Origin of the sequence: Nocardia sp. NPDC004568 (assembly GCF_040609955.1) — a bacterium.
Taxonomy (GTDB): domain Bacteria; phylum Actinomycetota; class Actinomycetes; order Mycobacteriales; family Mycobacteriaceae; genus Nocardia.
The window spans coordinates 19,031-40,422 of the sequence record NZ_JBEXLL010000067.1; the positions used below are offsets into that span (position 1 = coordinate 19,031).

Annotated in this window: 21 protein-coding genes; 9 read left to right on the top strand and 12 right to left on the bottom strand. The window is 69.7% G+C overall.

Annotated features, from left to right (window positions below; translation table 11 throughout):
• The first annotated feature begins 78 nt into the window (after positions 1-78).
• Together ABZV91_RS25220 and ABZV91_RS25225 are read left to right on the top strand one after the other, a co-directional pair.
• Positions 79-1,392: a hypothetical protein gene (locus ABZV91_RS25220; protein ID WP_355246365.1), complete on the top strand. Its 1,314-nt coding sequence runs from the start codon at positions 79-81 to the stop codon at positions 1,390-1,392.
• Entirely contained in the window at positions 1,389-2,273 is an 885-nt protein-coding gene (locus ABZV91_RS25225; protein ID WP_355246368.1) for a DMT family transporter, read from the top strand. Before ABZV91_RS25220 ends, ABZV91_RS25225 begins: the two co-directional genes overlap by 4 nt.
• Here the strand turns inward: ABZV91_RS25225 and ABZV91_RS25230 are convergent.
• The 10 genes from ABZV91_RS25230 to ABZV91_RS25275 all read right to left on the bottom strand — a co-directional run bounded on the left by ABZV91_RS25230 (position 2,182) and on the right by ABZV91_RS25275 (position 10,610).
• Positions 2,182-2,907 carry a phosphoribosylanthranilate isomerase gene (locus ABZV91_RS25230; RefSeq protein WP_355246371.1) on the bottom strand — a complete coding sequence of 242 codons (726 nt, stop codon included), beginning with the start codon at positions 2,905-2,907 and terminating at the stop codon, positions 2,182-2,184. The two genes, ABZV91_RS25225 and ABZV91_RS25230, sit on opposite strands and share 92 nt — an antisense overlap.
• A 22-nt stretch (positions 2,908-2,929) precedes the next feature.
• The gene (locus tag ABZV91_RS25235) at positions 2,930-3,655 is read right to left on the bottom strand and encodes a lysophospholipid acyltransferase family protein (RefSeq protein WP_355246374.1); all 726 of its coding nucleotides are present in this window, start codon (positions 3,653-3,655) and stop codon (positions 2,930-2,932) included.
• A gap of 190 nt (positions 3,656-3,845) precedes the next feature.
• Complete coding sequence (locus tag ABZV91_RS25240) at positions 3,846-4,820, bottom strand: ROK family protein (protein WP_355246377.1); 975 nt, start codon at positions 4,818-4,820, stop codon at positions 3,846-3,848.
• Positions 4,817-5,299 (bottom strand): hypothetical protein, encoded by a 483-nt coding sequence (locus ABZV91_RS25245; protein ID WP_355246380.1) that lies wholly within the window; start codon positions 5,297-5,299, stop codon positions 4,817-4,819. Before ABZV91_RS25245 ends, ABZV91_RS25240 begins: the two co-directional genes overlap by 4 nt.
• Positions 5,296-6,588, bottom strand: a complete 1,293-nt coding sequence (locus ABZV91_RS25250) for an ArsA family ATPase (protein WP_355246383.1) — start codon at positions 6,586-6,588, stop codon at positions 5,296-5,298. Before ABZV91_RS25250 ends, ABZV91_RS25245 begins: the two co-directional genes overlap by 4 nt.
• A gap of 80 nt (positions 6,589-6,668) precedes the next feature.
• Complete coding sequence (locus tag ABZV91_RS25255) at positions 6,669-7,106, bottom strand: SRPBCC family protein (protein WP_030523884.1); 438 nt, start codon at positions 7,104-7,106, stop codon at positions 6,669-6,671.
• 42 nt (positions 7,107-7,148) lie between these two features.
• Positions 7,149-7,529: a polyketide cyclase / dehydrase and lipid transport gene (locus ABZV91_RS25260; protein ID WP_355246386.1), complete on the bottom strand. Its 381-nt coding sequence runs from the start codon at positions 7,527-7,529 to the stop codon at positions 7,149-7,151.
• A gap of 67 nt (positions 7,530-7,596) precedes the next feature.
• Complete coding sequence (locus tag ABZV91_RS25265; protein WP_355246389.1) at positions 7,597-8,721, bottom strand: glycosyltransferase family 4 protein; 1,125 nt, start codon at positions 8,719-8,721, stop codon at positions 7,597-7,599.
• Between the two features lie 45 nt (positions 8,722-8,766).
• Positions 8,767-9,765 (bottom strand): NlpC/P60 family protein, encoded by a 999-nt coding sequence (locus ABZV91_RS25270; protein WP_355246426.1) that lies wholly within the window; start codon positions 9,763-9,765, stop codon positions 8,767-8,769.
• Positions 9,766-10,034: 269 nt separating this feature from the next.
• A complete protein-coding gene (locus ABZV91_RS25275) occupies positions 10,035-10,610 on the bottom strand; it encodes a C40 family peptidase (protein WP_355246392.1) in 576 nt (191 codons plus the stop codon).
• Positions 10,611-11,154: 544 nt separating this feature from the next.
• Here ABZV91_RS25275 and ABZV91_RS25280 point away from each other — a divergent pair.
• Together ABZV91_RS25280 and ABZV91_RS25285 are read left to right on the top strand one after the other, a co-directional pair.
• Complete coding sequence (locus ABZV91_RS25280) at positions 11,155-12,951, top strand: DEDD exonuclease domain-containing protein (RefSeq protein WP_355246395.1); 1,797 nt, start codon at positions 11,155-11,157, stop codon at positions 12,949-12,951.
• A gap of 164 nt (positions 12,952-13,115) precedes the next feature.
• Positions 13,116-13,391 carry an Lrp/AsnC ligand binding domain-containing protein gene (locus ABZV91_RS25285; RefSeq protein WP_355246398.1) on the top strand — a complete coding sequence of 92 codons (276 nt, stop codon included), beginning with the start codon at positions 13,116-13,118 and terminating at the stop codon, positions 13,389-13,391.
• 10 nt (positions 13,392-13,401) lie between these two features.
• On the opposite strand, the gene trpD is transcribed toward ABZV91_RS25285, so the two are convergent.
• Positions 13,402-14,460 carry an anthranilate phosphoribosyltransferase gene (gene trpD, locus ABZV91_RS25290; protein ID WP_355246401.1) on the bottom strand — a complete coding sequence of 353 codons (1,059 nt, stop codon included), beginning with the start codon at positions 14,458-14,460 and terminating at the stop codon, positions 13,402-13,404.
• Between the two features lie 237 nt (positions 14,461-14,697).
• On the opposite strand from trpD, the gene ABZV91_RS25295 reads away from it, so the two are divergent.
• From ABZV91_RS25295 to ABZV91_RS25310, 4 genes are all read left to right on the top strand, one after another.
• Positions 14,698-15,306, top strand: coding sequence for a heme-copper oxidase subunit III (locus ABZV91_RS25295; protein WP_083872408.1), 609 nt, complete (start codon positions 14,698-14,700; stop codon positions 15,304-15,306).
• 118 nt (positions 15,307-15,424) lie between these two features.
• Positions 15,425-16,288 (top strand): cytochrome c, encoded by an 864-nt coding sequence (locus ABZV91_RS25300; protein WP_355246405.1) that lies wholly within the window; start codon positions 15,425-15,427, stop codon positions 16,286-16,288.
• A gap of 26 nt (positions 16,289-16,314) precedes the next feature.
• A complete protein-coding gene (locus tag ABZV91_RS25305; protein ID WP_355246429.1) occupies positions 16,315-17,463 on the top strand; it encodes a ubiquinol-cytochrome c reductase iron-sulfur subunit in 1,149 nt (382 codons plus the stop codon).
• Entirely contained in the window at positions 17,460-19,109 is a 1,650-nt protein-coding gene (locus ABZV91_RS25310; protein WP_355246408.1) for a cytochrome bc complex cytochrome b subunit, read from the top strand. Before ABZV91_RS25305 ends, ABZV91_RS25310 begins: the two co-directional genes overlap by 4 nt.
• Positions 19,110-19,188: 79 nt before the next feature.
• On the opposite strand, the gene ABZV91_RS25315 is transcribed toward ABZV91_RS25310, so the two are convergent.
• Entirely contained in the window at positions 19,189-19,683 is a 495-nt protein-coding gene (locus ABZV91_RS25315) for a polyadenylate-specific 3'-exoribonuclease AS (protein WP_355246411.1), read from the bottom strand.
• 178 nt (positions 19,684-19,861) lie between these two features.
• On the opposite strand from ABZV91_RS25315, the gene ABZV91_RS25320 reads away from it, so the two are divergent.
• Positions 19,862-21,247 (top strand): class II 3-deoxy-7-phosphoheptulonate synthase, encoded by a 1,386-nt coding sequence (locus ABZV91_RS25320; RefSeq protein WP_355246414.1) that lies wholly within the window; start codon positions 19,862-19,864, stop codon positions 21,245-21,247.
• The last annotated feature ends 145 nt before the right edge of the window (positions 21,248-21,392 follow it).

A 21,392-nucleotide genomic window follows, 5' to 3' on the forward strand; every position in this document is an offset into this window, starting at 1 on the left:
GCGCTACCCGGGCGGTAGGGTGGTCGAAGTCCTTGAGCGCCTGTCGATTACGGCTCGACGGGCGGGAGGGAGGTCGGCGTGTCCAATATCGATCAGCGGATCGGCTGGGCGGTGGACTGGTTGCATCGGGGTCAGCTCGGTGACCGGCACGGTGGCGCCGGCTGGGGCTGGGTCTCCGATGTTCCGCCGAATCCGCAGAACACCGCCGAGGCGGTGGTGGCGCTCACCGAGGCGGGCCGTCCCGTGCCGCGCGCCGACGAGGTGCGCACCCTGGTGCGGCGGGATGTGGTGGACACCGACAGCGGGGCCTGGGAATTCCGGTCGCCGATCGACCTGTCCTGGCGCCTGCGGGCGCTGAGCTGCCTGGATGTCGCGCCCACCGACCCGGCCGTGGTGGGATGCCTCCGGGAACTGCGGGCCGCACGCGACCCACAGACCAGGGGCTGGCGGTTGTCCGGCCCGGTGGGCCCGGTATCACTGACCGCCACCACCGCCGCGCTGCACGCGCTCGCGGACCTGGCCAGCGCCGACGAGACGGCCGCCGAGGCATTGCTGCACGGCACCTCCCTGGTGGTTTCGCTGCTGCTGGAGGACGATCCGCGGATCCAGCCGATGTACGCCTGCGCGCACGCCGCGCTGCTGCTGTCCCGGCCGGAGATCGCCGTGGTGGGCGGGAAACGGGTCGACCGGGTCCGGGCGCTCACCGTCGAACGCATGCTGGCCGGACTGCGGCGCGGCGAGGCGCGGGTGGAGGAGGAACCGTTCCGCCGCGGCGAGGTCGCCGACACCTGGCGGCATCTGAGCCTGCATCTCGCGGTCTGTGCGGTGGTCACTGCCGACGAGCGGACGGTTTTCGACCCCGGGGTGCGCCACGGCCTGGTGGAGCTGCTGGAACTACAGGAGACCCAGGAACTGTCGGCGGTCCGGGGCGGTTTCCGGACCTCCACCGAAGGTTTCGTGACCTCCTACGCGACGGTGCAGGGTCTGGAGGCGATGACCGCGGTGCGTCGCATGGTCAACGAGCGGGTCAACCCCGCGACGGTGTTCGACATGATCTGCCGGGAGCAGGGTGTGCACCCCAGGGACGCGCAGGAGGTGGTGGGTTACCAGGGGAGCGTCGTGCTGATGAACAACTACGCCGGTGCGCTGACCCTCGCGGCGGCGCTGCCCGCGGGGGTCACCATCGCGGTGCTGGCCGTGCTGTTCGCCGACGACCTCGGTGCCGTGGTGAGCCGGTCACTGGTCGTGTGGGGGACGTTGTTCGTGGCACTGGGCACCTACACCGGGATCGCGACCCGGTTGCCGTCGGTGCCCAAGGCGCGGACCGCGGCGGCGGTGTTCGCGGCGTTCACCGCGGTGATCCTGCCCGTGGTGACCTTCCTCCTGTCGTGAGGAGCATCGGCCGCGGTCTGACCCTGCTGGTGGTGGCGACCAGCCTGTGGGGCGCCTCCAGCGCGGGAATCGCCTGGGTGGGCGCCGAGGGGTTCGCGGCGGCACCGGTCGCGGCCGGCGGCGCGGTGGCCCTGCTGGCTTTCGCGATGGCTCGCGGCACCGATCCGTGGCGGGATCTGCGGAACTCACCCGGCCTGTTCCTGCGGCTCGGCGCCTTGGAGGTGCTGAATCTCGTGTGTTACGTCGCCGCGCTGCACATCGGTCCGCTGCCCGTGGTGGTGGCGTTGCATCTCACCGCGCCGGTGCTCATGATCATTACGCAGATCGTCCGGCGTGGGCGGGCGATCACCGCCGCCGTCGGGGCGGAACTGGTGGCCGTGGGGGTGGCGATCTGGCTGGTGGCCGCGCAGCAACCGGCGGAGACCGCGTGGGGGCCGGCGCTGGCCGGCTGTGTCCTCGCGGTCGCCAGCGCGGCCTGTGTGGCCGGACTGATCACGCTGGTGGTGCGGGAATCGGCGGGCCGGCCCAGTGGTGCGGCGGCCGGTCTGCAGCTGCTCACCGCATCGGTGCTGGGCGCCCCGTTGCTCGCGGTCGCCGCCCTCACCGGGGCGGGTCCCACGCCCGGCGAGGCGTGCGCTCTCGCGGGGATCGGCGCGATGCTCCTGGGCCCGGGTTTCGCCTGCTACTGGCTGGCGCTGCGGGACCTCGACGAAGTGGTGGCGGGACTGGTGGGACTCAACGAGGCGGTGGTGGCGACGGTGATCGGGGCGGCGGTCGTGGGGTCCGATATCACCGCCGCGACCCTGCTCGCTGGAGCTCTGGTACTCGGCGCGGTGGGACTGGAACTGGCCGGCCCCGATCGCTTTCGTGTGCCGTCTTGACGAAGGCCTGGCAGGCCGTGAAATCCTTGTCGCCGGTCTCGGTTTCGACGCCGCTGTTCACATCCACGCCGAATGGATGTACCGCGGCGATCGCCTGCTCCACATTGTCGGCGTTCAGACCCCCGGCCAGGATCACCGGCCGCCCGATCCGGGCGAGCTCGTGGACGATCCGGGCACTGACCGACCAGTCGTGGGTGCGGCCGGTGCCGCCGAGCCGGTCGGCGGTCCGGGAATCGAGCAGCACCGCGTCGGAGTCCGCCGCGATCTCCCGGGCCCGGGCCACCGCGTCCGCGCCGGTCACGTGGACCGCGCGCACAATGGTGCGCCCGTGCGCCGCGGCGTGGACGGCCCGCAGGGTCGCGCGATCGACCAGGCCGTGTACCTGGATGGTGTCCACACCGACCCGGTCGGCCAGATCGAGGATGGCGCCGGCCTCCTCGAGATGGGTGACCAGCACCCGGTTCACGAACGACGGCGTGGCCGCGGAAAGCTCCGCGGCCACCTCCGCCGTCAATGTGTCTTCGCTGTAATGGGTTGTCCCGCAGATGAATCCGACGGCATCCGCGCCGGCGGTCACCACCGTTTCCAGGTCCGATCGGGACCGGATACCGCAGATCTTGGCACGAACCGTCATCCGACCATGGTACGCGCCGCCCTCAGCTGGCGGCGGACTCCGGAATGCGCGGGAGATGAGAGGACGGGCCCGAGGGCACGTTCTTCTTCAAGCTGGAGGCGTAGACGTCCACGTACTCCTGACCCGACATCCGCATCAGCTCGTACATGACCTCGTCGGTGACCGCGCGCTCGACGAACCGGTTGCCGCCCATACCCTCGTAGCGGGAGAAATCGATCGGCTTACCGAACTTCACCGTCACCTTGCGCCGGCGCCACCGGAACGGTCCGGGCGGGCTCACCTCGTCGGTGCCGATCACCGCCACCGGGATCACCGGAACACCGGTTTCCAGGGCCAGCCGGGCCATCCCCGTCTTGCCCTTGTACAACCGGCCGTCGGGGGAGCGAGTGCCCTCCGGGTAGAGACCGACCAGACGGCCCTCGTCGAGCAGTTTGCGTGCCGCGATGAGCGCGTCCTCGGCGGCATCGGCACCGCTGCGATCGATCGGGTACTGGCCGGAGGCGCTGAAGAAGAACTTCTGGAACCGCCCCTTGAGGCCAGGGGTGGTGAAGTATTCGGCCTTCGCCAGGTAGCTGATCCGGCGCGGGCTCGACAGCGGAGCGAAAAGCCAGTCCGCGAACGAGAGGTGGTTCCCCGCCATGATGGCCGCGCCCTCGGCCGGGATGTTTTCCACGCCCTCCACCTCGGGTCGGTTGTAGAGGTGGATGAACGGACCCAGCAGCACAAACTTAAGCAGCCAGTAGAACATGACGTCCTTACTCCGAGAACCGGGATGGAATTTGGGGAATGCCTCTGTCAGCCGACTCTACCGCCGGTCACAGATCACATCAAAGCCCCGGGAACAATGTCACTCACACTCGCTGCCGAGATTTCACCAGTGCGTTTCGGTGACGTGAACGTGACGAGACTCTTTTCGGGCAAACCGGATGTTCCGCACCTCAAACGCCGGCGATGAGCGCCGAGCGGGCGAGTTCGGCGGCGCCGATCATGCCCGCGGCCTCGCCCAGCTGGGTGGTCCGGATCCGGGCCAGCGGCCGGTGGCCGTGGCCGGTGACCGCCGCCGCGTACTCCTCCCGGGCCTCGTCGAGGAACAGTGGCGCCGAACTGCTCACCCCACCGGCGATGACGACCAGATCGGGATCGAAGATATCGCCGACGAAGGCCAGTCCCAGCCCGAGCCATCGGGCGAAATCGGCCATCACCCGGACCGCGAGCGGGTCGCCGTCGTGGGCCGCGTCGGCGATGCGGCGGCCGGTGACCGCACCGGGGTCGGCGACGATCTCCCGGGCCAGCGCCGCGGGCGCGGTATCGGTGGCCAGCAGTTCGATAGCGGTTTCGGCGAGGGCGGTGCCGCTGCAGTACCGCTCCCAGCAGCCTCGTTTCCCGCAGCCGCAGTCGCGTCCGCCGGGGACCACCTGCAGATGGCCGAGTTCGGGAGCCACGCCGTGGGTGCCCCGATACAGAGTGCCGTCGAGCAGCAGCGCGGCGCCGATTCCGGTGCCGATCGCCACCAGCACCACGTTGTGCCCGCCGGCGGCGGCGCCGAACCGGTACTCGGCCCACATCGCCGCGTTGGCATCGTGTTCGAGCAGAACGGGCAGACCGAGACGATCGGTGAGCCGTTTCGCCACGGGCGCGTCCCGCCACGGCAGATGCGGGGCGAACCGGACGGTGGTGCGGTCCTGGGAGATGAATCCGGCGACGGCCAGACCGACGGCGTCGAGCGTGTGCCGGTCGGCGAGTTCGCGGACCGCCCGATCGAGCGCGGCCTCCAGGGCGACCGCCGAATGCGGGGTCGGGTACTGCACCGTGTCGAGGACCTCGCCCGCGGCGTCGACCACCGACGCGCGGATATTGGTGCCGCCGATATCGATACCGACGGTCAGCGGGGCACCGGGGCGGGTGCCGGTCACTGCTTGATGTTCACGGGTATGCCGACATAGCGCGCTTTCCCGGCGTTCGCGGCGGGGTCGCCGGGCGGGGTCGCGTCGGTGCCGCCGGCCGCCGCGCCGGGATCATCGGTGTCGCCGGCCGCCGCGTCGGCGCCGGGTGCGGCGGGGTGGGAATCTTCGTGCGCGGAGCCGTCTTCCGGCCCGTGCCGGTGCGCCACCACGGGATCCACCGGTACCCCGGCCAGGGCCTCACGCAGCACGGTGACGATCGCGGTGCCGTGCGCGGCGACCGTGGCCAGTACCTCGTGATGTTCGCCGCGGACCAGCGCGGCCGCGGCGCACAGGGGGCACCAGGTGCAGTTGCTCCACTCCGGTTGTCCTTCGGCCGCGGCCTCGCGCAGGACCGGTTCGACGCGTTCCAGCACGGCTTCGGCGAGCAGCCGCAGTTCGTCGGCGAATTCGGCGACGCCCTCGGGCTGGCGGTAGCGGGTTCCGGTCACTTCGGCCACTCCTGCGGGTCGGGGCGGAAACGGATGACGAGGTATCCGTTGTCCAACTCGGCGGTGCTGACGGTGCAGCGGCGTAGAACGGGCGCCAGGCGTAGCCGGCGGCGGACGCCGTCCGCTCCCACGATCAAATCGTCCTCCACTCGTCCCAGGCGCAGGGTCGCCGGATCGGCGACCGGCAGATGGATACGCATCGCGTACACCGACTGCAACCCCGCACCCGATTCCAGTCGCACCGCGGGCGCGGCGTGCGCGCTGCCGTCGCCGGGTATCGGCGCCGAACCCGGATCGTCGCGCACCGTGCCCCCACTGTCGAGCCGGACACCGTCGTATCCGCTTCCGGGCGCCGTATCCTGCTCCGCGACCACGCAGGACAGCGCCGCCAGCGGGCCCAGGCCCACCGGTTCGGCGCCGGTATGTCCGGCCACGAGCACCGGGACCTCCGGCATCGAGCGCTGCAACCCGGAGATCACATCCCACTGTTCGGCGCAGCGGTTCCGATACCAGCGCACGGCCGGATGCTGTGGTTCCGGACCCGGCGGCGGTACCGCGGCGAGTACCTTGTTCACCACCACCGCGTCGAGCCGCAACCCGAGCAGTGCCGTCGCCGAACGTACCCGGGCCGATTCGGCCACCGCGACCCGTTCGGCCAGGGTGACCAGCCGGGCACTGGTGCGGTCGGGGTCGGCGAGTAGATCACGGACCTCGCCGACCGCGGTGACGATCCGCTGCACGGTCGCCGCCAGGACGGCCCGGCGGAGATCGGTGCCGATCGAGCTCATCATCCGATGATGCGGCGGCCAGATCCGGTCCAGGTACACGAGCACTGTCTCGGGCATGGTGAGGATGCGCAGCATATCGGCCGTCGGTGGGCAGTCCAGGACGATCGCGTCCCATTCGTCGTCGGCCACGTACTGGGCGATCTCCACCAGCATCAGCAGCTCCTGCACCCCCGGCAGGCCGGTGAGCTCGGCCGGATCCAGGGCCGCCAGGTCGACACCGTGATCGTGCCCCGGATCGGTGCGCAGCAGGTCGGTGAGCGTGCCGAAACGCTCCTCGAGCAGCGCCAGCGAATCGAGTTCGATCGCCTCCAGGCCCGGGACGACCCGGGTGATCCCGGGGACGGCGCCCGGATCGTGCGCGAACCGGAAACCGAGCGCGTCACCGAGTGAATGCGCCTGGTCGAGCGAGGCCACCAGAATCCGCTGACCCGCTCGGGCGCAACTCATGGCGCGCGCGCACGCCAGTGTCGTCTTCCCGACACCACCCTTGCCGACGAACAATTCGACCCGCGTGCGTGACCGGGCGCCGCGAGCGGGCCGGCCGCCGCCGCGGACTTCGTCTCCCGAGCGCCGCGGCCCGGTCAGCCTTCGACCCGTTTCTTCAGTTCCTTGAGCGCGGTATCGGTGATCACCTTCTCCGCCTTGCGCTTGAACATGCCGATCATCGGGATCGTCAGATCCACGGTCAGTTCGTATCGCACCTCGGTGCCGCCCCCGGGCTGCTCGACGAGTTCGTAGCGGCCCTCCTGCACCTTCTGCAGCTCACCGCTCACCAGCGTCCAGCTCACGGCCAGATCGTCCGGCTGCCAGGTGTAGGCCAGCACGTAGGTGTCCTTCACCACGCCCGCGTCCAGCACGAAGCGCGCGGTACGGGCCCGGCCGTCGGGCCCGGTCTCCAGGACTTCCACCGATTTGGCCGCCGATACCCACTCGGGGTAGGACGCCAGATCGGCGATAACTGACATCACCTGCCGGGCGGGTGCCGCGATGACGATCGATCTCTGGGTCCGGTCGGCCATTGGGTCTCAGGGGTTCCTTTCGGCGGTGCGGTACGAAATCCGTCAGTTGTCGTGCGGAGCGACTCCGGCCGGGCGATCGTCCTCGAGACGGTCCTTGATCTCGAACGACATCATCTTGCCCGCCACCCGGCGGGCCCGGTTGGCGGCGGCCAGTTTGCGCGGCGGCAGCGGCTGCGGCGGCTCGGCGTGCAGGAAGTAGTGCAGGATCACGCCGTCCAATGACGGTTCCAGCCACACCTCCATGGTGCCGGACAGCGCGCCCGACACCGACCAGCGAATTCCCTTGTCACCGCGATCTTCCCGGACATCCAGTTCGAGATCGGGCCACCAGCGCCGCCAGTGTCCCGGGCCCGCCAGCGCGGCCGCCACCGCGGCGCCGGGAGCGGCGAGGAAGGTTTGGTCCGCGACCTGGATACTGCTCACCCGGGTGAGCGTAGTAGATGGCGGAGAAGGCGCTCATCGGCGCGCGGTGTTATCGGCGGCGCCGAAATCACAGCAGCTGCCGGAGGCGGGCGCCCAGGGCGTCCCAGCGCCATCGGCGTTCCACGAAGGCCCTTCCGGCAGCGCCCATTTCGGCGGCGGCGTCGCGGTCGGCGAGGATATCGGCGATCGCGTCGGCGACGTGGTCGGCGCGGCGGCCGTCCACCACCCGCCCGGTCCTCCCGTCCAGCACCGTTTCCGGGGCACCACCCGAGGTTCCGGCCACCACGGGGACGCCGGTGGCCGAGGCCTCCAGGTAGACGATGCCGAGACCTTCCACGTCGAGGCCGGCGCCGCGAGTGCGGGCGGGCATGGCGAACACATCGGCGAGGGTGTGGTGGGCGGCGAGTTCGGCCGCGGGCACCCGGCCGGTGAACACCACGTCGTCGGTGAGGCCTAGGGCGTCGGCGAAGCCGCGCAGCCGGTCCTCGTAGGGCCCGCTGCCGGCGATCACGAGAACGGCGCCCGGGATTCGTTCCTTGATCCGGTGCATGGCGACCAGGAGTACGTCCTGGCCTTTGCGCGGGACCAGCCGCGACAGGCAGAGCACGGTGGGCCGGTTGCCGAGACCGTAGCGTTCGCGCAGTTCGGCGCGGGCGGCCGGATCGGGCCGGAAGGTTTCGGTATCCACGCCGGGCGGCAGGTATTCGAGGGCGGCGTCGGGGCCGAACGCGGCGGCGAACCGGCGGCGCGTGTATTTGCTGACATAGGTGACGACGTCGGTGTGGTCCCCGATGACCCGCAGCGCCTGCCGGGCCGCCGGCAGCATCGACCAGCCGACCTCGTGGCCGTGGGTGCTGGCCAGGATCCGGTGGGCGCCGGCGCGCCGCAGCGGCGCGGCGAGCAGGGCCAGCGGCGCGGCCGCGCCGAACCACACCGATTCGCAGCCCTCGGCGCGCAGCACTTTCCGGGCGCGGCGCAGCACCGCGGGGGTGGGCAGCATGAGGGTGGTGGGGTGGCGGACCACCTGGAAGGGCTGTTTCGCGTCGAATCGGGTGTGGCTGTCCCCGCGCCACCGCGGTGCGTAGACGACCAGATCGTCCGGGGGCAGCTGCCCGGCCAGTGCCTGCAGATACGACTGGATACCTCCCGGCCGCGGCGGGAAATCATTGGTAACCAGCAGAGTTCGAGCCATACGAACCACAGTATTGGCGCGCTGTGGGCCGAGTCGCTCCGGGTGTCAGTAGCGCCGGGCCGAGTGATAGGGCGTGGAATCCATGGGGGCCACGGCCACCGGGACGCCGAAGGTCGACGCGTGCAGCATGAGACCGTTTCCGGCGTAGATACCGACGTGGGAGATGTCGTCGTAGAAGAAGACGACATCACCGGGTTGCAGTTCGTCGCGGCCTACGGGGGTGCCGTAGGCGGCCTGCGCCGAACTCGTGCGCGGCACATCCTTGCCGACCTGCTTGAACGCCCACTGCACCAGGCCGGAGCAGTCGAACTGGTCGGGTCCGGTGGCGCCCCATACATAGGGGTCGCCGACGCGGGTGAGCCCGGCGGCCAGGGCGCTGGTGCCGCTACCGGGGACCAGGTCGCGGAGCAGGCTGTCGCGGTCGAATCCGGGTGGGAAGGGAGATCCGGCCAGCGCGGTCCGGTCCGCGGTCGACAGACTGCCCCAGACTTCGATGACCCGCGCGACCGCGTTCTGGAGATCGGTCTGCTTGCGCCCGACGTCGTCGCGCACGGTGTTCGCCTGATCGGCGGCGGCGCGGGCGGTATCCGCGGCCGCGCGGGCCGCCGACTGCGCCGCCGTCGCGGCGTCGGTGGCGCGTTTGTACTGTTTCAGCTGGTCGGAGGTCTGGGTGGCGACCACGTCCAGCGTGGACATCTGGTCCAGCAACTGCTGCGGGGAGTCGCTGACCAGCACCGAGAACAGCCGGTTGGTGCGCGCTCCCTGATAGGCCGCGATGGCGGTGCGGTCGATCATCGGCCGGTAGCGGGCCACTTCGTTGCGCGCGGCGTCGACGGCGGCGCCGGCCGCGGCGACCTTGGCGTCGGCGTCGGCCTGGACGGCGAGTTTCGCGTCGAGGTCGGCCTGCGCGGTGAGGGCCTGCTGATTGAGCTGTTCGGCCTGCCGGGACAGGTCGATCATCTGCTGGACCGCTTCGGTGGCGGAGGTCGGCGCGGGGGCTGGATCGGCTCCGGCCGGGCCGCCACCGTAGAGGGCCGCAGCCAGGAGGCCGGCCGCCAGAGCGGTACGTCCCCGAGGCCGGTCTCGCCTGTGGCCGGGCCCGCGCCGCCTGTCCTGCCGACGCCGTTGCCGCTGTTCGTGTCCTGCCACAGCCTGCCGTGCCCCGCTCTCCGTATGACGCTCTGTGCGAAGTAGCCCGTAAAGGTCTCGATTAGATTACGGACGGGCCCGCGGGGTGTCCAGTACGACCCGGCACGGTTGTCCGGTGAGCGGCCGGAGCCGGGGATCGCACGCGGAGGCCCCGCGGGTGGCGCTCAGTACCGTCGTGCGCCGGCGACCGGCATGGACGAGATGGGCGCGACCGCGACCGGCGAGCCGGCGGTGGAGGCGTGCACGACATTGCCGTCGCCCGCGTACAGCCCGGAGTGCCCGCCGCCGTAGAACGACACCACGTCGCCGGGCTGCAGGTTGTCCATGGAGACCGGCGCGCCCGAGGCGAGCTGCGCGTCGCTGGTGCGCGGTAGTTCGCGCCCGGCCTGTCTGTAGGACCACTGCACCAGCCCGGAGCAGTCGAAGGCGTTCGGGCCGGCCGCGCCGTAGACGTAGGGGGCGCCGACCTTCGAGAGCGCGGCGTCGAGTGCCAGCTGGCCCGCGGTCTTGGTGGGGGTGACGAACGGCGGCGCGACAGCGGCGCCGGGCGCCTGTATCCCGGGGATGCCCGCCGGGATGGGGATCTCGTTGGGCACCTCGAACGTGCCGAAGCCGTCGATGGTCACCGGCTGGGCGGCGGCCGGTGCGGCGGGGAGCAGGAATGCGCCCAGGGTGGCAGCGCCGACGGCTCCGGTTACGGCTACGCGCCGTGCCTGTCGCTTGACGGTGTTGAACGCCATGATGCGGTCCTTCCGATCTCCCCGCCCGGTCGCACCGCCGGTGGTGCGCCGAACTCCGCGAGGTCTCGAAAAGATTACGAACAGATCACGGTCATTTGTAAAGCCCCTGGGCTCGATAAACGTGCGGCGTGCAGCTTTCACCTGGCAAATTGTGCGAGCGAAATCACAGGGTCGCGCCGGATTGCGACGAGGTTACGTATGGATGGGGCACGGGTTCGTGTAGCTCTCCCGCCGGAAGTGTCCGGGCGGCGGAATCGCTCGTTTTTCCCAGTTCGAGCGGGCGGATGTCCGGTACTGGACAGGGGTCTTGCCGGGACGTCCGTTCCGGTTCGCTCCGCCGCGGCCCCTGCCTTTTGGATTCCCCGACCATTTTTCGGGAAATAGAGCAATTGAATAGCAACCGGACATCGAATGTGAACTGGCGCACAGTTTCGTGGTGGCGATGCCCGGAGGGGGGATACGGGAGAATTCGACGCCCCTCTCGCGGTCGCGCCCGGCGATCCGGCCCCGCGAACCTGTCGTACCCGCCGAGTAACCTGCCGCCGTGTCCGAACCCGCCCCGCTGCCTGCCCGGCAACTGGCGTTCGATCAGCTCGACACCCCCCTCTACGACACGACTTTCGTGGTGGTGGACCTGGAAACCACCGGGACCAGCCCGGTCGACGACGCGATCACCGAGATCGGCGCGGTGAAGGTCCGCGGAGGCGAAGTGCTCGGCGAATTCGCGACCCTGGTGGACCCCGGCCGGGCCATGCCGCCGGCAGTCGTCCAGGTCACCGGCATCACGACCGCCATGGTGCGGGCCGCGCCGCCGATCGAGGCGGTACTGCCGGGGTTCCTGGAGTTCGCCGCGGGAGCGGTGCTCGTCGCGCACAACGCCCGATTCGATATGGGGTTCCTCAAAGCCGCCGCGGCGCGCTGCGATACCTCCTGGCCGCGCGCCCAGGTGGTGTGCACGGTCCGGCTCGCGCGGCGAGTGCTCGGCCGGGACGAGGCGCCCTCGGTCCGGCTCGGGGTACTCGCTCAGCTGCTCGGGGCCGGCACCACCCCCACCCATCGTGCTCTCGACGACGCCCGCGCCACCGTGGACGTACTGCACGCGCTGATCGGTCGGGTGGGGAACCAAGGGGTGCACAGTCTCACCGAACTGATCGACTATCTGCCCGAGGTCACCGCCGGCCAGCGGGCCAAACGCGCCCTCGCCGTCGACCTGCCCGCCGCGCCCGGTGTCTACCTGTTCCGCGGGCCCTCGGACGAAGTCCTCTATATAGGGACGGCGGTGAATCTGCGCCGTCGGGTACGCAGCTATTTCACCGGCTCGGAGACCCGGGGCCGGATTCGGGAGATGGTGCGGCTGGCCACTCGGGTCGACCATGTGGTGTGCGCGCACGGGCTGGAAGCCGGTGTCCGCGAGCTGCGGCTGCTCGCCGCGCATGCCCCGCCCTACAACCGGCGGTCCAAATTCCCGAAACGTGCCTGGTGGATCGCCCTCACCGCCGAGGCCTTCCCCCGGCTGACCCTGGTGCGTGAACCCGGAGGTCCGGCGGTGGGTCCTTTCCACGCCCGGGCCGCTGCCGCCGAGATCGCCGCCACACTGGCCGAGTACTGCGGTCTGCGCACCTGCACCACCCGTCTGTCCCGAACGGCCCTGCACACCTGTGCGCCGGAGGCGGTCGGCGGCTGCCCGGCCGCGGCCCCCGAGCCGCGCGGAGCGGCGGCCTACGCGGGGGCCCCCGCGGCCGCGCGCGCTCTGTTCGCCGGATCCGACGACTCCGCGGTCCGCGCCCTGCTGACCCGGATCGAGGAGTACGCGGCGAACGAGCAGTACGAATCCGCTGCCCGGCTGCGGGACCGGACCGCGGCGCTCATCCGCGCGCTGCGCCGCACCCAGCGGCTGGCCGCGGTGGCCCGGCCCGCCGAACTGATCGCCGCGCATCCCGACGGCGCCGGCGGGTGGGAATTCGCCGTCATCCGGCATGGCCGGTTGGCCGGCGCGGGCACGGCCGCGCGCGGTGTTCCGCCGATGCCGGTGGTCGAGCGGATCGTCGCCGCCGCGCAAACCGTGCGCTCCCCCGGGGCGGAGCCGGGTGAGTCGGCCGCGGACGAATCGCTCCTGACCGGTGCCGATCCGCGGCTACCGCCCCTGCTCGGCGCGTCCCCGGACGAGGTCGCGGTGATCGCGCGCTGGCTCGAACGCCCCGGCGTACGGATCGTGCGTACCACCGACGGCTACGCCGAACCTGCCCGCGGCGCGGGCCGCTGGATCGGCTGGGCCCAGGCCGCCGACGCCGCGGCGGGCGCGGCCCGGGCCGCGGAATCCTACGACGAACAACGCGGCTGAGCGATCGGGCCGCGCAGCGACCGTTCGGGTCGTTCTCCGGTCAGCGCCTCGGGTTCGATTCGGGCCGACAAAGGGGGGCTTTCCCAGGGCCGCGCTGCCGGGTCCATACCGGCGACGGACCGTGTGGGCCCGGGCCGCGCGGCCATCATGCTTAGGCTGGTCCCATGATTACCGCCATCGTTCTGATCCAGGCCGACAACGGGCGCATTCCGGAGACCGCGCAGGCGGTGGCCGATACCGAGGGCGTGACCGAGGTGTACTCGTGCGCCGGCGATGTGGACCTGATCGCGCTGGTGCGGGTCCGCGACCACGAGGAGGTCGCCGAGGTGGTCACCGCGCGGATCGACAAGGTCGCCGGCGTCCAGCGCACGGTCACCCATATCGCCTTCAAATCGTATTCGCGCGCCGATGTCGAGGCCGGGTTCTCGATCGGCGAGTGAACCGGGCGGGTCAGTCGTCGCCGAGGGTCCGGGTGAGCGCCGCCCAGCGATCCAGCAGGGCGGCGGCCGCCCCGCTGTCGATCGCGGCGGCCGCGCGTTCGATCCCGGCCATCAGGTGATCGTCGAGTTCGGCCGTCACCTCCGCGCCGCGGGACAGGTCGTAGGCGGTGATGGCGGCGGCGGAATTCACCAGGACCGCGTCGCGCACCGCACCGGGATTGCCGGCCAGCACGTCACGGGCCACCCCCGCGTTCACCTCGGCGTCGCCGCCGCGCAGCTCGTCCAGGTCGACCCGGGCGATCCCGAGACGTGCCGGGTCGATCACCGCCTCGGTGACCGCACCGCCGGCGACCACAAAGACATCGGTGACATCGGAGGTGGTGATCTCGTCCAGGCCGTCCCGGCCGCGCACCACCAGCGCACCGGCGCCCCGCTCGGCGAAAACCCCGGCGATCGTCGCCAGGAGGTCCGGGAAAGCGCATCCCACCAGGCCGGCGCGTGGCTGGGCGGGGTTGGTGAGCGGGCCCAGCACATTGAAGACGGTCGGGATCCCGATCTGTTTGCGGGCCGGGCCGGCGAACCGCAGACCCGAATGGAACAGGGGAGCGAAGCAGAACCCGATACCGACCTCGCGCACACAGCGCGCCACCGACACGGGTCCCAGGGCCAGTTTCACCCCGAGGGCCTCGAGCACATCGGCGCCGCCGCTCTTGGAGGACGCGGCCCGGTTACCGTGCTTGACCACCGGCACCCCGGCCGCCGCGACCACGATCGAGGACATGGTGGAGATGTTCACCGAGCCCGACCGATCGCCGCCGGTGCCGACGATGTCGACCGCGTCGCCGTCGATCGTCACCAGCCGCGCGTGCCCGAGCATGCCGCGGGCCATACCGGCCAGCTCGGCGGGGGTGGGGCCCTTGATCTTCATCGCCACCCCGAACGCGGCGATCTGCGCCGCGGTGGAGTTGTCGGTGAAGATCTCGTCGATCACCCAGGTCGTATCGTCCGCGGTGAGGTCCTGTCCGTCGGCGAGCGCCCCGAGCATCCGGGGCCAGCTGCGCACGCTCATCTCAATCTCCTCGTCGCACCGATATCTGTGACCGAACGGTTGTGCACACCCTAAACCGCGTACCGCCGCGCGGACCGCACGACGCCATCGGCGCTGCTGGTGGGCCCGAGCGGCGGGGGAGCGACCGACACGCCGGAGCGCCGTGAGACACGCACGCGGCCGGTCGATCACGACACAGGAGATCGAGTTCGGCACCCGACTTCGACTGTCGTACTACGAAGAGTCATACTTACCCCCGTGACGACCGCAGTAGGTACCTCAGGATCGGCCATAACCCAGCGTGTGCATTCGCTGAACCGGCCCAACATGGTCAGCGTCGGTACCATCATCTGGCTGTCCAGCGAGCTGATGTTCTTCGCCGGCCTCTTCGCGATGTACTTCGTCGCGCGAAGTCAGGCGCCCGAGTGGCCGATGCCGCCGACCGAGCTGAACATGAAGCTGGCCATCCCGGTCACCGCCGTGCTGATCGCCTCCTCGTTCACCTGCCAGATGGGCGTGTTCGCGGCCGAACGCGGTGACGTGTTCGGGCTGCGCCGCTGGTATGTCGTCACGTTCCTCATGGGCGCGTTCTTCGTATGCGGTCAGGGCTACGAGTACTACCACCTGGTGGCGGAGGGCACCTCGATCTCCGGCAGCTCCTACGGATCGGTGTTCTACATCACCACCGGGTTCCACGGCCTGCACGTCATCGGCGGTCTGATCGCGTTCCTGTTCCTGCTCGCGCGCACCGCGATGAGCAAGTTCACCCCCGCTCAGGCCACCGCGGCGATCGTCGTCTCCTACTACTGGCACTTCGTCGACATCGTGTGGATCGGGCTCTTCGCCACGATCTACTTCGTCCGGTGACGCCGGCCGGCGTCCGAGCGTCAGCGCCGGAGGAGGTAGCGCAGCGTCACCACGCAGGCGTAGCTCGGGCGCCCAAGCCAACACTGCCCAAGGTTCCGTCTACTCCAAAGGGACACAGATGAGTTCATCGCCCCCGACAGCGCCAGGGCCCGCCAGCGGTGGGCACGGCGAGGCCAGCAAAACGCGCAGGCAGCGCCGCGTCCGCCGACGGATAGCGGGCGGCCTCGCGCTCATGGTGGGTCTCGTCGGAGCCGGTTTCCTCGCCTCGGCGCTCACCCCCGAGCCCCAGGTGGCCACGGCGAACGAGGATTCGGTGGCGCTGATCCGCGAGGGTCAGCAGCTGTACGAGACCTCCTGCGTCACCTGCCACGGCGCCAACCTGCAGGGTGTACCCGACCGCGGTCCCAGCCTGATCGGTGTCGGTGAGGCGGCCGTGTACTTCCAGGTGTCGTCCGGGCGTATGCCGATGACTCGTAACGAAGCGCAGGCCGAGCGCAAACCGGCGAAGTTCGACGCGCACCAGACCGACGCCCTCGGCGCCTACGTGGCGGCCAACGGCGGCGGCCCGACGGTGCCGCGCGACGCGAACGGCGAGATCGCGCAGGAATCGCTGCGCGGCGACGATATCGGCCGTGGTAGCGAGCTGTTCCGCATGAACTGCGCCTCGTGCCACAACTTCACCGGCCGTGGTGGCGCCCTGTCCTCGGGCAAGTTCGCTCCGCCGCTGGAGCCGGCCACCGAGGCGCAGCTCTGGACCGCCATGGTCACCGGTCCCCAGAACATGCCGAAATTCTCCGACCGGCAGCTCTCGGCGGAGGAGAAGCGCGACATCATCGCCTATGTGAAGGACGCGGCCGAGGCGAAGTCCCCCGGTGGCTGGGGTCTGGGCGGTTTCGGTCCCGCCACCGAGGGCCTGGCCATCTGGGCCATCGGCATCGTGGCGGTCGTGGGTGCGGCGATCTGGATCGGATCGAGGACCTAGTCATGAGCGAACAGGAGCAAAACGAGATGGGTGGCCTGGACAAGCATTCCGCGGCCGCGACCCCGGCCGACCCGACCGAGGCCGAACTGGATGCGATGTCGCGGGAAGAGCTGGTCGCGCTCGGTACCGCCCGTGACGGCGTGGACGTCGCCTATCGGCGCGAACGCTGGCCGGTGCCGGGCACCCGGGCGGAGAAACGCGCCGAACGGCAGGTCGCGCTGTGGTTCGCGATCTCCGGGCTGGCCGCGGCCGCGCTGGTGGGTGTCTTCCTGTTCTGGCCCTGGGAGTACAAGGGCAAGGAAGACAGCGGGCACGGCCTGTACTCGCTGACCACTCCGCTGTACGGTCTGACCTTCGGTATCTCGATCCTGGCCATCGGTATCGCGGTGGTGCTGATCCGCAAGAAGTTCATTCCCGCGGAACTGTCGGTCCAGGACCGGCACGACGGTAAGTCCAGCGAGGTCGACCGGCGGACCCTGGCCGCCGAATTGGGCGACGCCCTCGACACCTCCACCCTGGGCCGTCGCAAGCTCATCACCCGCACCGCGGGTGCCGGCGTCGGCATCCTCGGCATCGGCGCGCTGCTGGTGTTCGTCGGTGGCATGGTCAAGAACCCGTGGGCGCAGCGCGAGAAGTCGCCGCTGTGGGTCTCGGGCTGGACCCCGGACTACCCGGGCGAGACCGTCTACCTGCGTCGCGACACCGGCCGTCCGCAGGACATCGTGCTGGTGCGTCCCGAGGACCTGGACGCGGGCGCCATGGAGACCGTCTTCCCGTGGAAGGAATCCTGGCGCGGCGACGAGCACGCCACCCTGCAGTCGCTGCGCGGCATCCGCAACGCCGTGATGCTCATCCGGCTGCGCACCGAGGACGCGAAGAACGCGATCAAACGCAAGGGTCAGGAGAGCTTCAACTTCGGCGACTACTTCGCCTATTCGAAGATCTGCACCCACCTCGGCTGCCCGACCTCGCTGTTCGAACAGCAGACCAACCGGATCCTGTGCCCCTGCCATCAGTCGCAGTTCTCCGCGACCGAATGGGGCAAGCCGATCTTCGGTCCTGCTGCCCGAGCGCTGCCGCAGTTGCCGATCACCGTAAACTCAGAGGGGTACCTGGTCGCCAACGGTGACTTCATCGAACCCCTCGGCCCGGCCTTCTGGGAGCGTCGATCATGAGTGCTGGAGAGGCAGTCGGCCGCAAGCTCGCGGCCCAAGCCAACGAAGTGGACGAGCGCTACCGCGCCGCCGCCTTCATGAAGCGATCGATCAACAAGGTGTTCCCCACCCATTGGTCGTTCCTGCTGGGTGAGATCGCGCTGTACGCGTTCATCATCCTGCTGCTGTCGGGTGTGTACCTGACGCTGTACTTCGACCCGTCGATGGCGCACGTCACCTACGACGGCGCCTACCAGCCGCTGCGCGGTGTCGGCATGTCGCGGGCCTACGAGACCGCCCTCAACATCTCCTTCGAGGTGCGCGGCGGCCTGTTCGTCCGGCAGGTGCACCACTGGGCGGCGCTGCTGTTCGCGGCCTCGATCATCATCCACCTGTTCCGCATCTTCTTCACCGGCGCGTTCCGCAAACCGCGTGAGGCGAACTGGGTGATCGGCTCGCTACTGCTGATCATGGCGATGTTCGAGGGCTTCTTCGGGTACTCGCTGCCCGACGACCTGCTGTCGGGTACCGGTCTGCGGGCCGCGTTCTCCGGTATCACCATCGGTGTCCCGGTCGTCGGCACCTGGCTGCACTGGCTGATGTTCGGCGGCGACTTCCCCGGCGAGATCATCATCCCGCGCCTCTACATCGCGCACGTGCTGCTGTTCCCGGGCATCATGCTGGCGCTCATCGCGGCGCACGTGGCCATCGTCTGGTACCAGAAGCACACCCAGTTCCCGGGGCCGGGCCGCACCGAGAACAACGTGGTCGGCTCCCGGATCGTCCCGGTGTTCGCCGCCGACCAGGGCGCCTTCTTCGCGTTCACCCTCGGCTTCGTGGCGATCATGGGCGGCGTGCTGCAGATCAACCCGATCTGGAACCTGGGCCCGTACAACCCGTCGCAGGTCTCGGCCGGTTCCCAGCCCGACTTCTACATGATGTGGACCGACGGTCTGGCCCGTCTGATGCCGCCGTGGGAGCTGTACCTGGGCCGCTACACCGTGCCCGCGGTGTTCTGGGTCGCGTTGATCATGGGCCTGGTGTTCGTGGTGCTGATCGCCTACCCGTGGATCGAGAAGAAGCTGACCGGCGACACGGCGCGGCACAACCTGCTGCAGCGTCCGCGTGACGTCCCGGTCCGCACCGCGATCGGTGCGATGGCCATCGCCTTCTACGTGGTGCTCACGCTGTCCTGCGTCAACGACATCCTGGCGCTCAAGTTCGACATCTCGTTGAACGCGACGACCTGGATCGGTCGTATCGGCCTGCTCGTCGCGCCGCCGGTGGCGTACTTCATCGCGTACCGGTTCTGCATCGGCCTGCAGCGCAGCGACCGCGCGGTCCTCGAACACGGTATCGAGACCGGCGTGATCAAGCGGTTGCCGCACGGTGAGTACATCGAGGTGCACCAGCCGCTGGGTCCGGTCGACTCCCACGGCCACCCGCTGCCGCTGGAATACCAGGGTGCCGTGGTGCCCAAGAAGATGAACCAGCTGGGTTCGGCCGGCCAGCCGGGTACCGGCAGCTTCCTGCGGGCCGACCCGCGCGGGGAGAGCGAACAGCATTTCGCGAACGAGCTGGAAGAAGAGCACAAGCAGATCGCCGTACTCAAACGAGTACAGGAGGAAGCGCGCTCGAACGGCAGCAACGGGCAGCACGGGCACTGACCCGTACCGCGCACCGCACACAGGCCCCCTGGAAACAGGGGGCCTGTGTCGTTCCACAAGCCGTTGATCCGGCCGGCTGCTACCGCGCGAGCCGGCGAGCTGCCTCGATGGCCTCGAATTTGGCGAGATTGTGCCGTGCGTCGGCCAACGCGTCATGGGCGTCCCGCGGCGGTGGCGGAAGTTCGGGCCGTCCGTGCGCCTCCCAGTGCTGGCGCAACTCGTTGGTGTAGCGGGGCAGGGCCGCGGGCAGATCCACCATCGACCCCCACAGCTGGCACAGCACCACATGATCGTAGGCGCCGACCCACGCCCACAATTCCGGCGCCACGGTCGGACGCGGAATCAGGAAGCGGTACAGATCCTCGCGGATCTGCTCTCTGGTCCGCCGCAGCGGAGAAGTCTCCGGCGGCAGCTTCGGCAGCACATGCCTGCTGACCCAGGGGCCCGCGCGGCCGGCGTCGAACTCCGAGGACACCGCGTAGAACTCACGCCCGTCCTCGCAGACGAACGCGATCGACACCAGATCGATCACACGGCCGTCCTCGATGAACTCCGCATCGTAGAAATATCTCAAAAGGTGGGTTCCCATCGGCAGCGAACAAGTGATGTGAGCCTACCGAGACCGGTCCGGGAACAGATCCCCGTGCAGCCTCCGCCCGCTCCGGACGGTCGACCACCACCGGCCGACGACCAGGGCCGCGACCAGCCCTGCCGGAGGTGAGGCGATAAACCCGGCAACGTATCCTGAAAGAGTGAACTGGACCGTCGACGTTCCCATCGACCGTTTGCCCGAGCTTCCGCCGTTGCCCAGTGACCTGCGGAAACAGCTCGACGACGCGCTCTCGCGCCCGGCGTTGCAGCAGCCGTCCTGGGATCCGGAGCAGGCGGCGAACATGCGCACCGTACTGGAGAGCGTGCCGCCGATCTGCATTCCCGCGGAGGTCGACGAGCTGCGGGCAGGCCTCGCGGAGGTAGCGCGCGGTGAGGCCTTTCTCATGCAGGGCGGTGACTGCGCGGAAACGTTCGCCGACAACACCGAACCGCATATCCGCGGCAATATCCGCACCCTGCTGCAGATGGCGGTGGTGCTCACCTACGGGGCCAGCCTGCCGGTGGTCAAGGTCGCACGGATCGCGGGGCAGTATGCCAAACCCCGGTCCTCCGATACCGACGCCCTCGGTCTGAAGTCCTACCGGGGCGATATGGTCAACTCCCTGGTCGCCGACGCGGCCGTCCGGGAGCACGACCCGTCCCGCCTCGTACGCGCCTATGCCAACGCCAGTGCCGCCATGAACCTGGTCCGGGCGTTGACCAACGCCGGCATGGCCGATCTGCACAGGGTGCACGACTGGAACCGGGATTTCGTCGCGCAGTCCCCGGCCGGTGCGCGGTACGAAGCGCTCGCCGGCGAGATCGATCGCGGGCTGCGCTTCATGACCGCGTGCCGGGTCACCGACCCCAGCCTGCAATCCGCGCGGATCTATGCCTCCCACGAAGCCCTGGTCCTCGACTACGAGCGCGCCATGCTGCGACTCGCGCACAACTCGGCCGGCGACCCGGCCCTCTACGACCTGTCCGCGCATTTCCTGTGGATCGGGGAGCGCACCCGCCAATTGGACGGTGCGCATATCGCCCTCGCCGAGCTGCTGTCCAACCCGATCGGTGTGAAGATCGGGCCGAGCACCACGCCGGAGCAGGCGGTGGAATATGTGGAACGGCTCGACCCGAACAACGAGCCCGGCCGGTTGACGCTGGTCTCCCGGATGGGCAATACGAAGGTCCGCGAGATCCTCCCGGCGATCGTGCAGAAGGTCCAGTCGACCAGTCACCAGGTGATCTGGCAGTGCGACCCGATGCACGGCAACACCCACGAATCCTCGACCGGTTTCAAAACTCGGCACTTCGACCGCATCGTCGACGAGGTCCAGGGTTTCTTCGAGGTCCACCACGCGCTCGGCACCCACCCGGGCGGCCTGCACATCGAACTGACCGGCGAGGACGTGACCGAATGCCTGGGCGGGGCCCAGGACATCTCCGATCTGGACCTGTCCGGGCGGTATGAGACGGCCTGCGATCCGCGGTTGAACACGCAGCAGTCGCTGGAGCTGTCCTTCCTGGTCGCGGAGATGCTGCGTTAGTTGGCGCGCCTTCGGCGCGCGGGGTTGAGGCCCCCTTGGTCTCGCCGTTTCGGCCTCGAGACTTGCGCTTCGCGCGGCGCTTTCGAGGCCGAAACGGCGAGACGGGCCTCAGCCCTTGGAGGTGTCTCGTAAGACTCGACGCATG

Excerpts from the sequence above, each read along its gene's own strand:
- ABZV91_RS25310 (WP_355246408.1), top strand. The coding sequence starts at position 17,460 with ATGAGTGCTGGAGAGGCAGTCGGCCGCAAGCTCGCGGCCCAAGCCAAC.
- ABZV91_RS25275 (WP_355246392.1), bottom strand. The coding sequence starts at position 10,610 with ATGGCGTTCAACACCGTCAAGCGACAGGCACGGCGCGTAGCCGTAACC.
- ABZV91_RS25305 (WP_355246429.1), top strand. The coding sequence starts at position 16,315 with ATGGGTGGCCTGGACAAGCATTCCGCGGCCGCGACCCCGGCCGACCCG.
- trpD (WP_355246401.1), bottom strand. The coding sequence starts at position 14,460 with ATGAGCGTGCGCAGCTGGCCCCGGATGCTCGGGGCGCTCGCCGACGGA.
- ABZV91_RS25235 (WP_355246374.1), bottom strand. The coding sequence starts at position 3,655 with ATGTTCTACTGGCTGCTTAAGTTTGTGCTGCTGGGTCCGTTCATCCAC.
- ABZV91_RS25285 (WP_355246398.1), top strand. The coding sequence starts at position 13,116 with ATGATTACCGCCATCGTTCTGATCCAGGCCGACAACGGGCGCATTCCG.
- ABZV91_RS25230 (WP_355246371.1), bottom strand. The coding sequence starts at position 2,907 with ATGACGGTTCGTGCCAAGATCTGCGGTATCCGGTCCCGATCGGACCTG.
- ABZV91_RS25300 (WP_355246405.1), top strand. The coding sequence starts at position 15,425 with ATGAGTTCATCGCCCCCGACAGCGCCAGGGCCCGCCAGCGGTGGGCAC.
- ABZV91_RS25255 (WP_030523884.1), bottom strand. The coding sequence starts at position 7,106 with ATGGCCGACCGGACCCAGAGATCGATCGTCATCGCGGCACCCGCCCGG.
- ABZV91_RS25265 (WP_355246389.1), bottom strand. The coding sequence starts at position 8,721 with ATGGCTCGAACTCTGCTGGTTACCAATGATTTCCCGCCGCGGCCGGGA.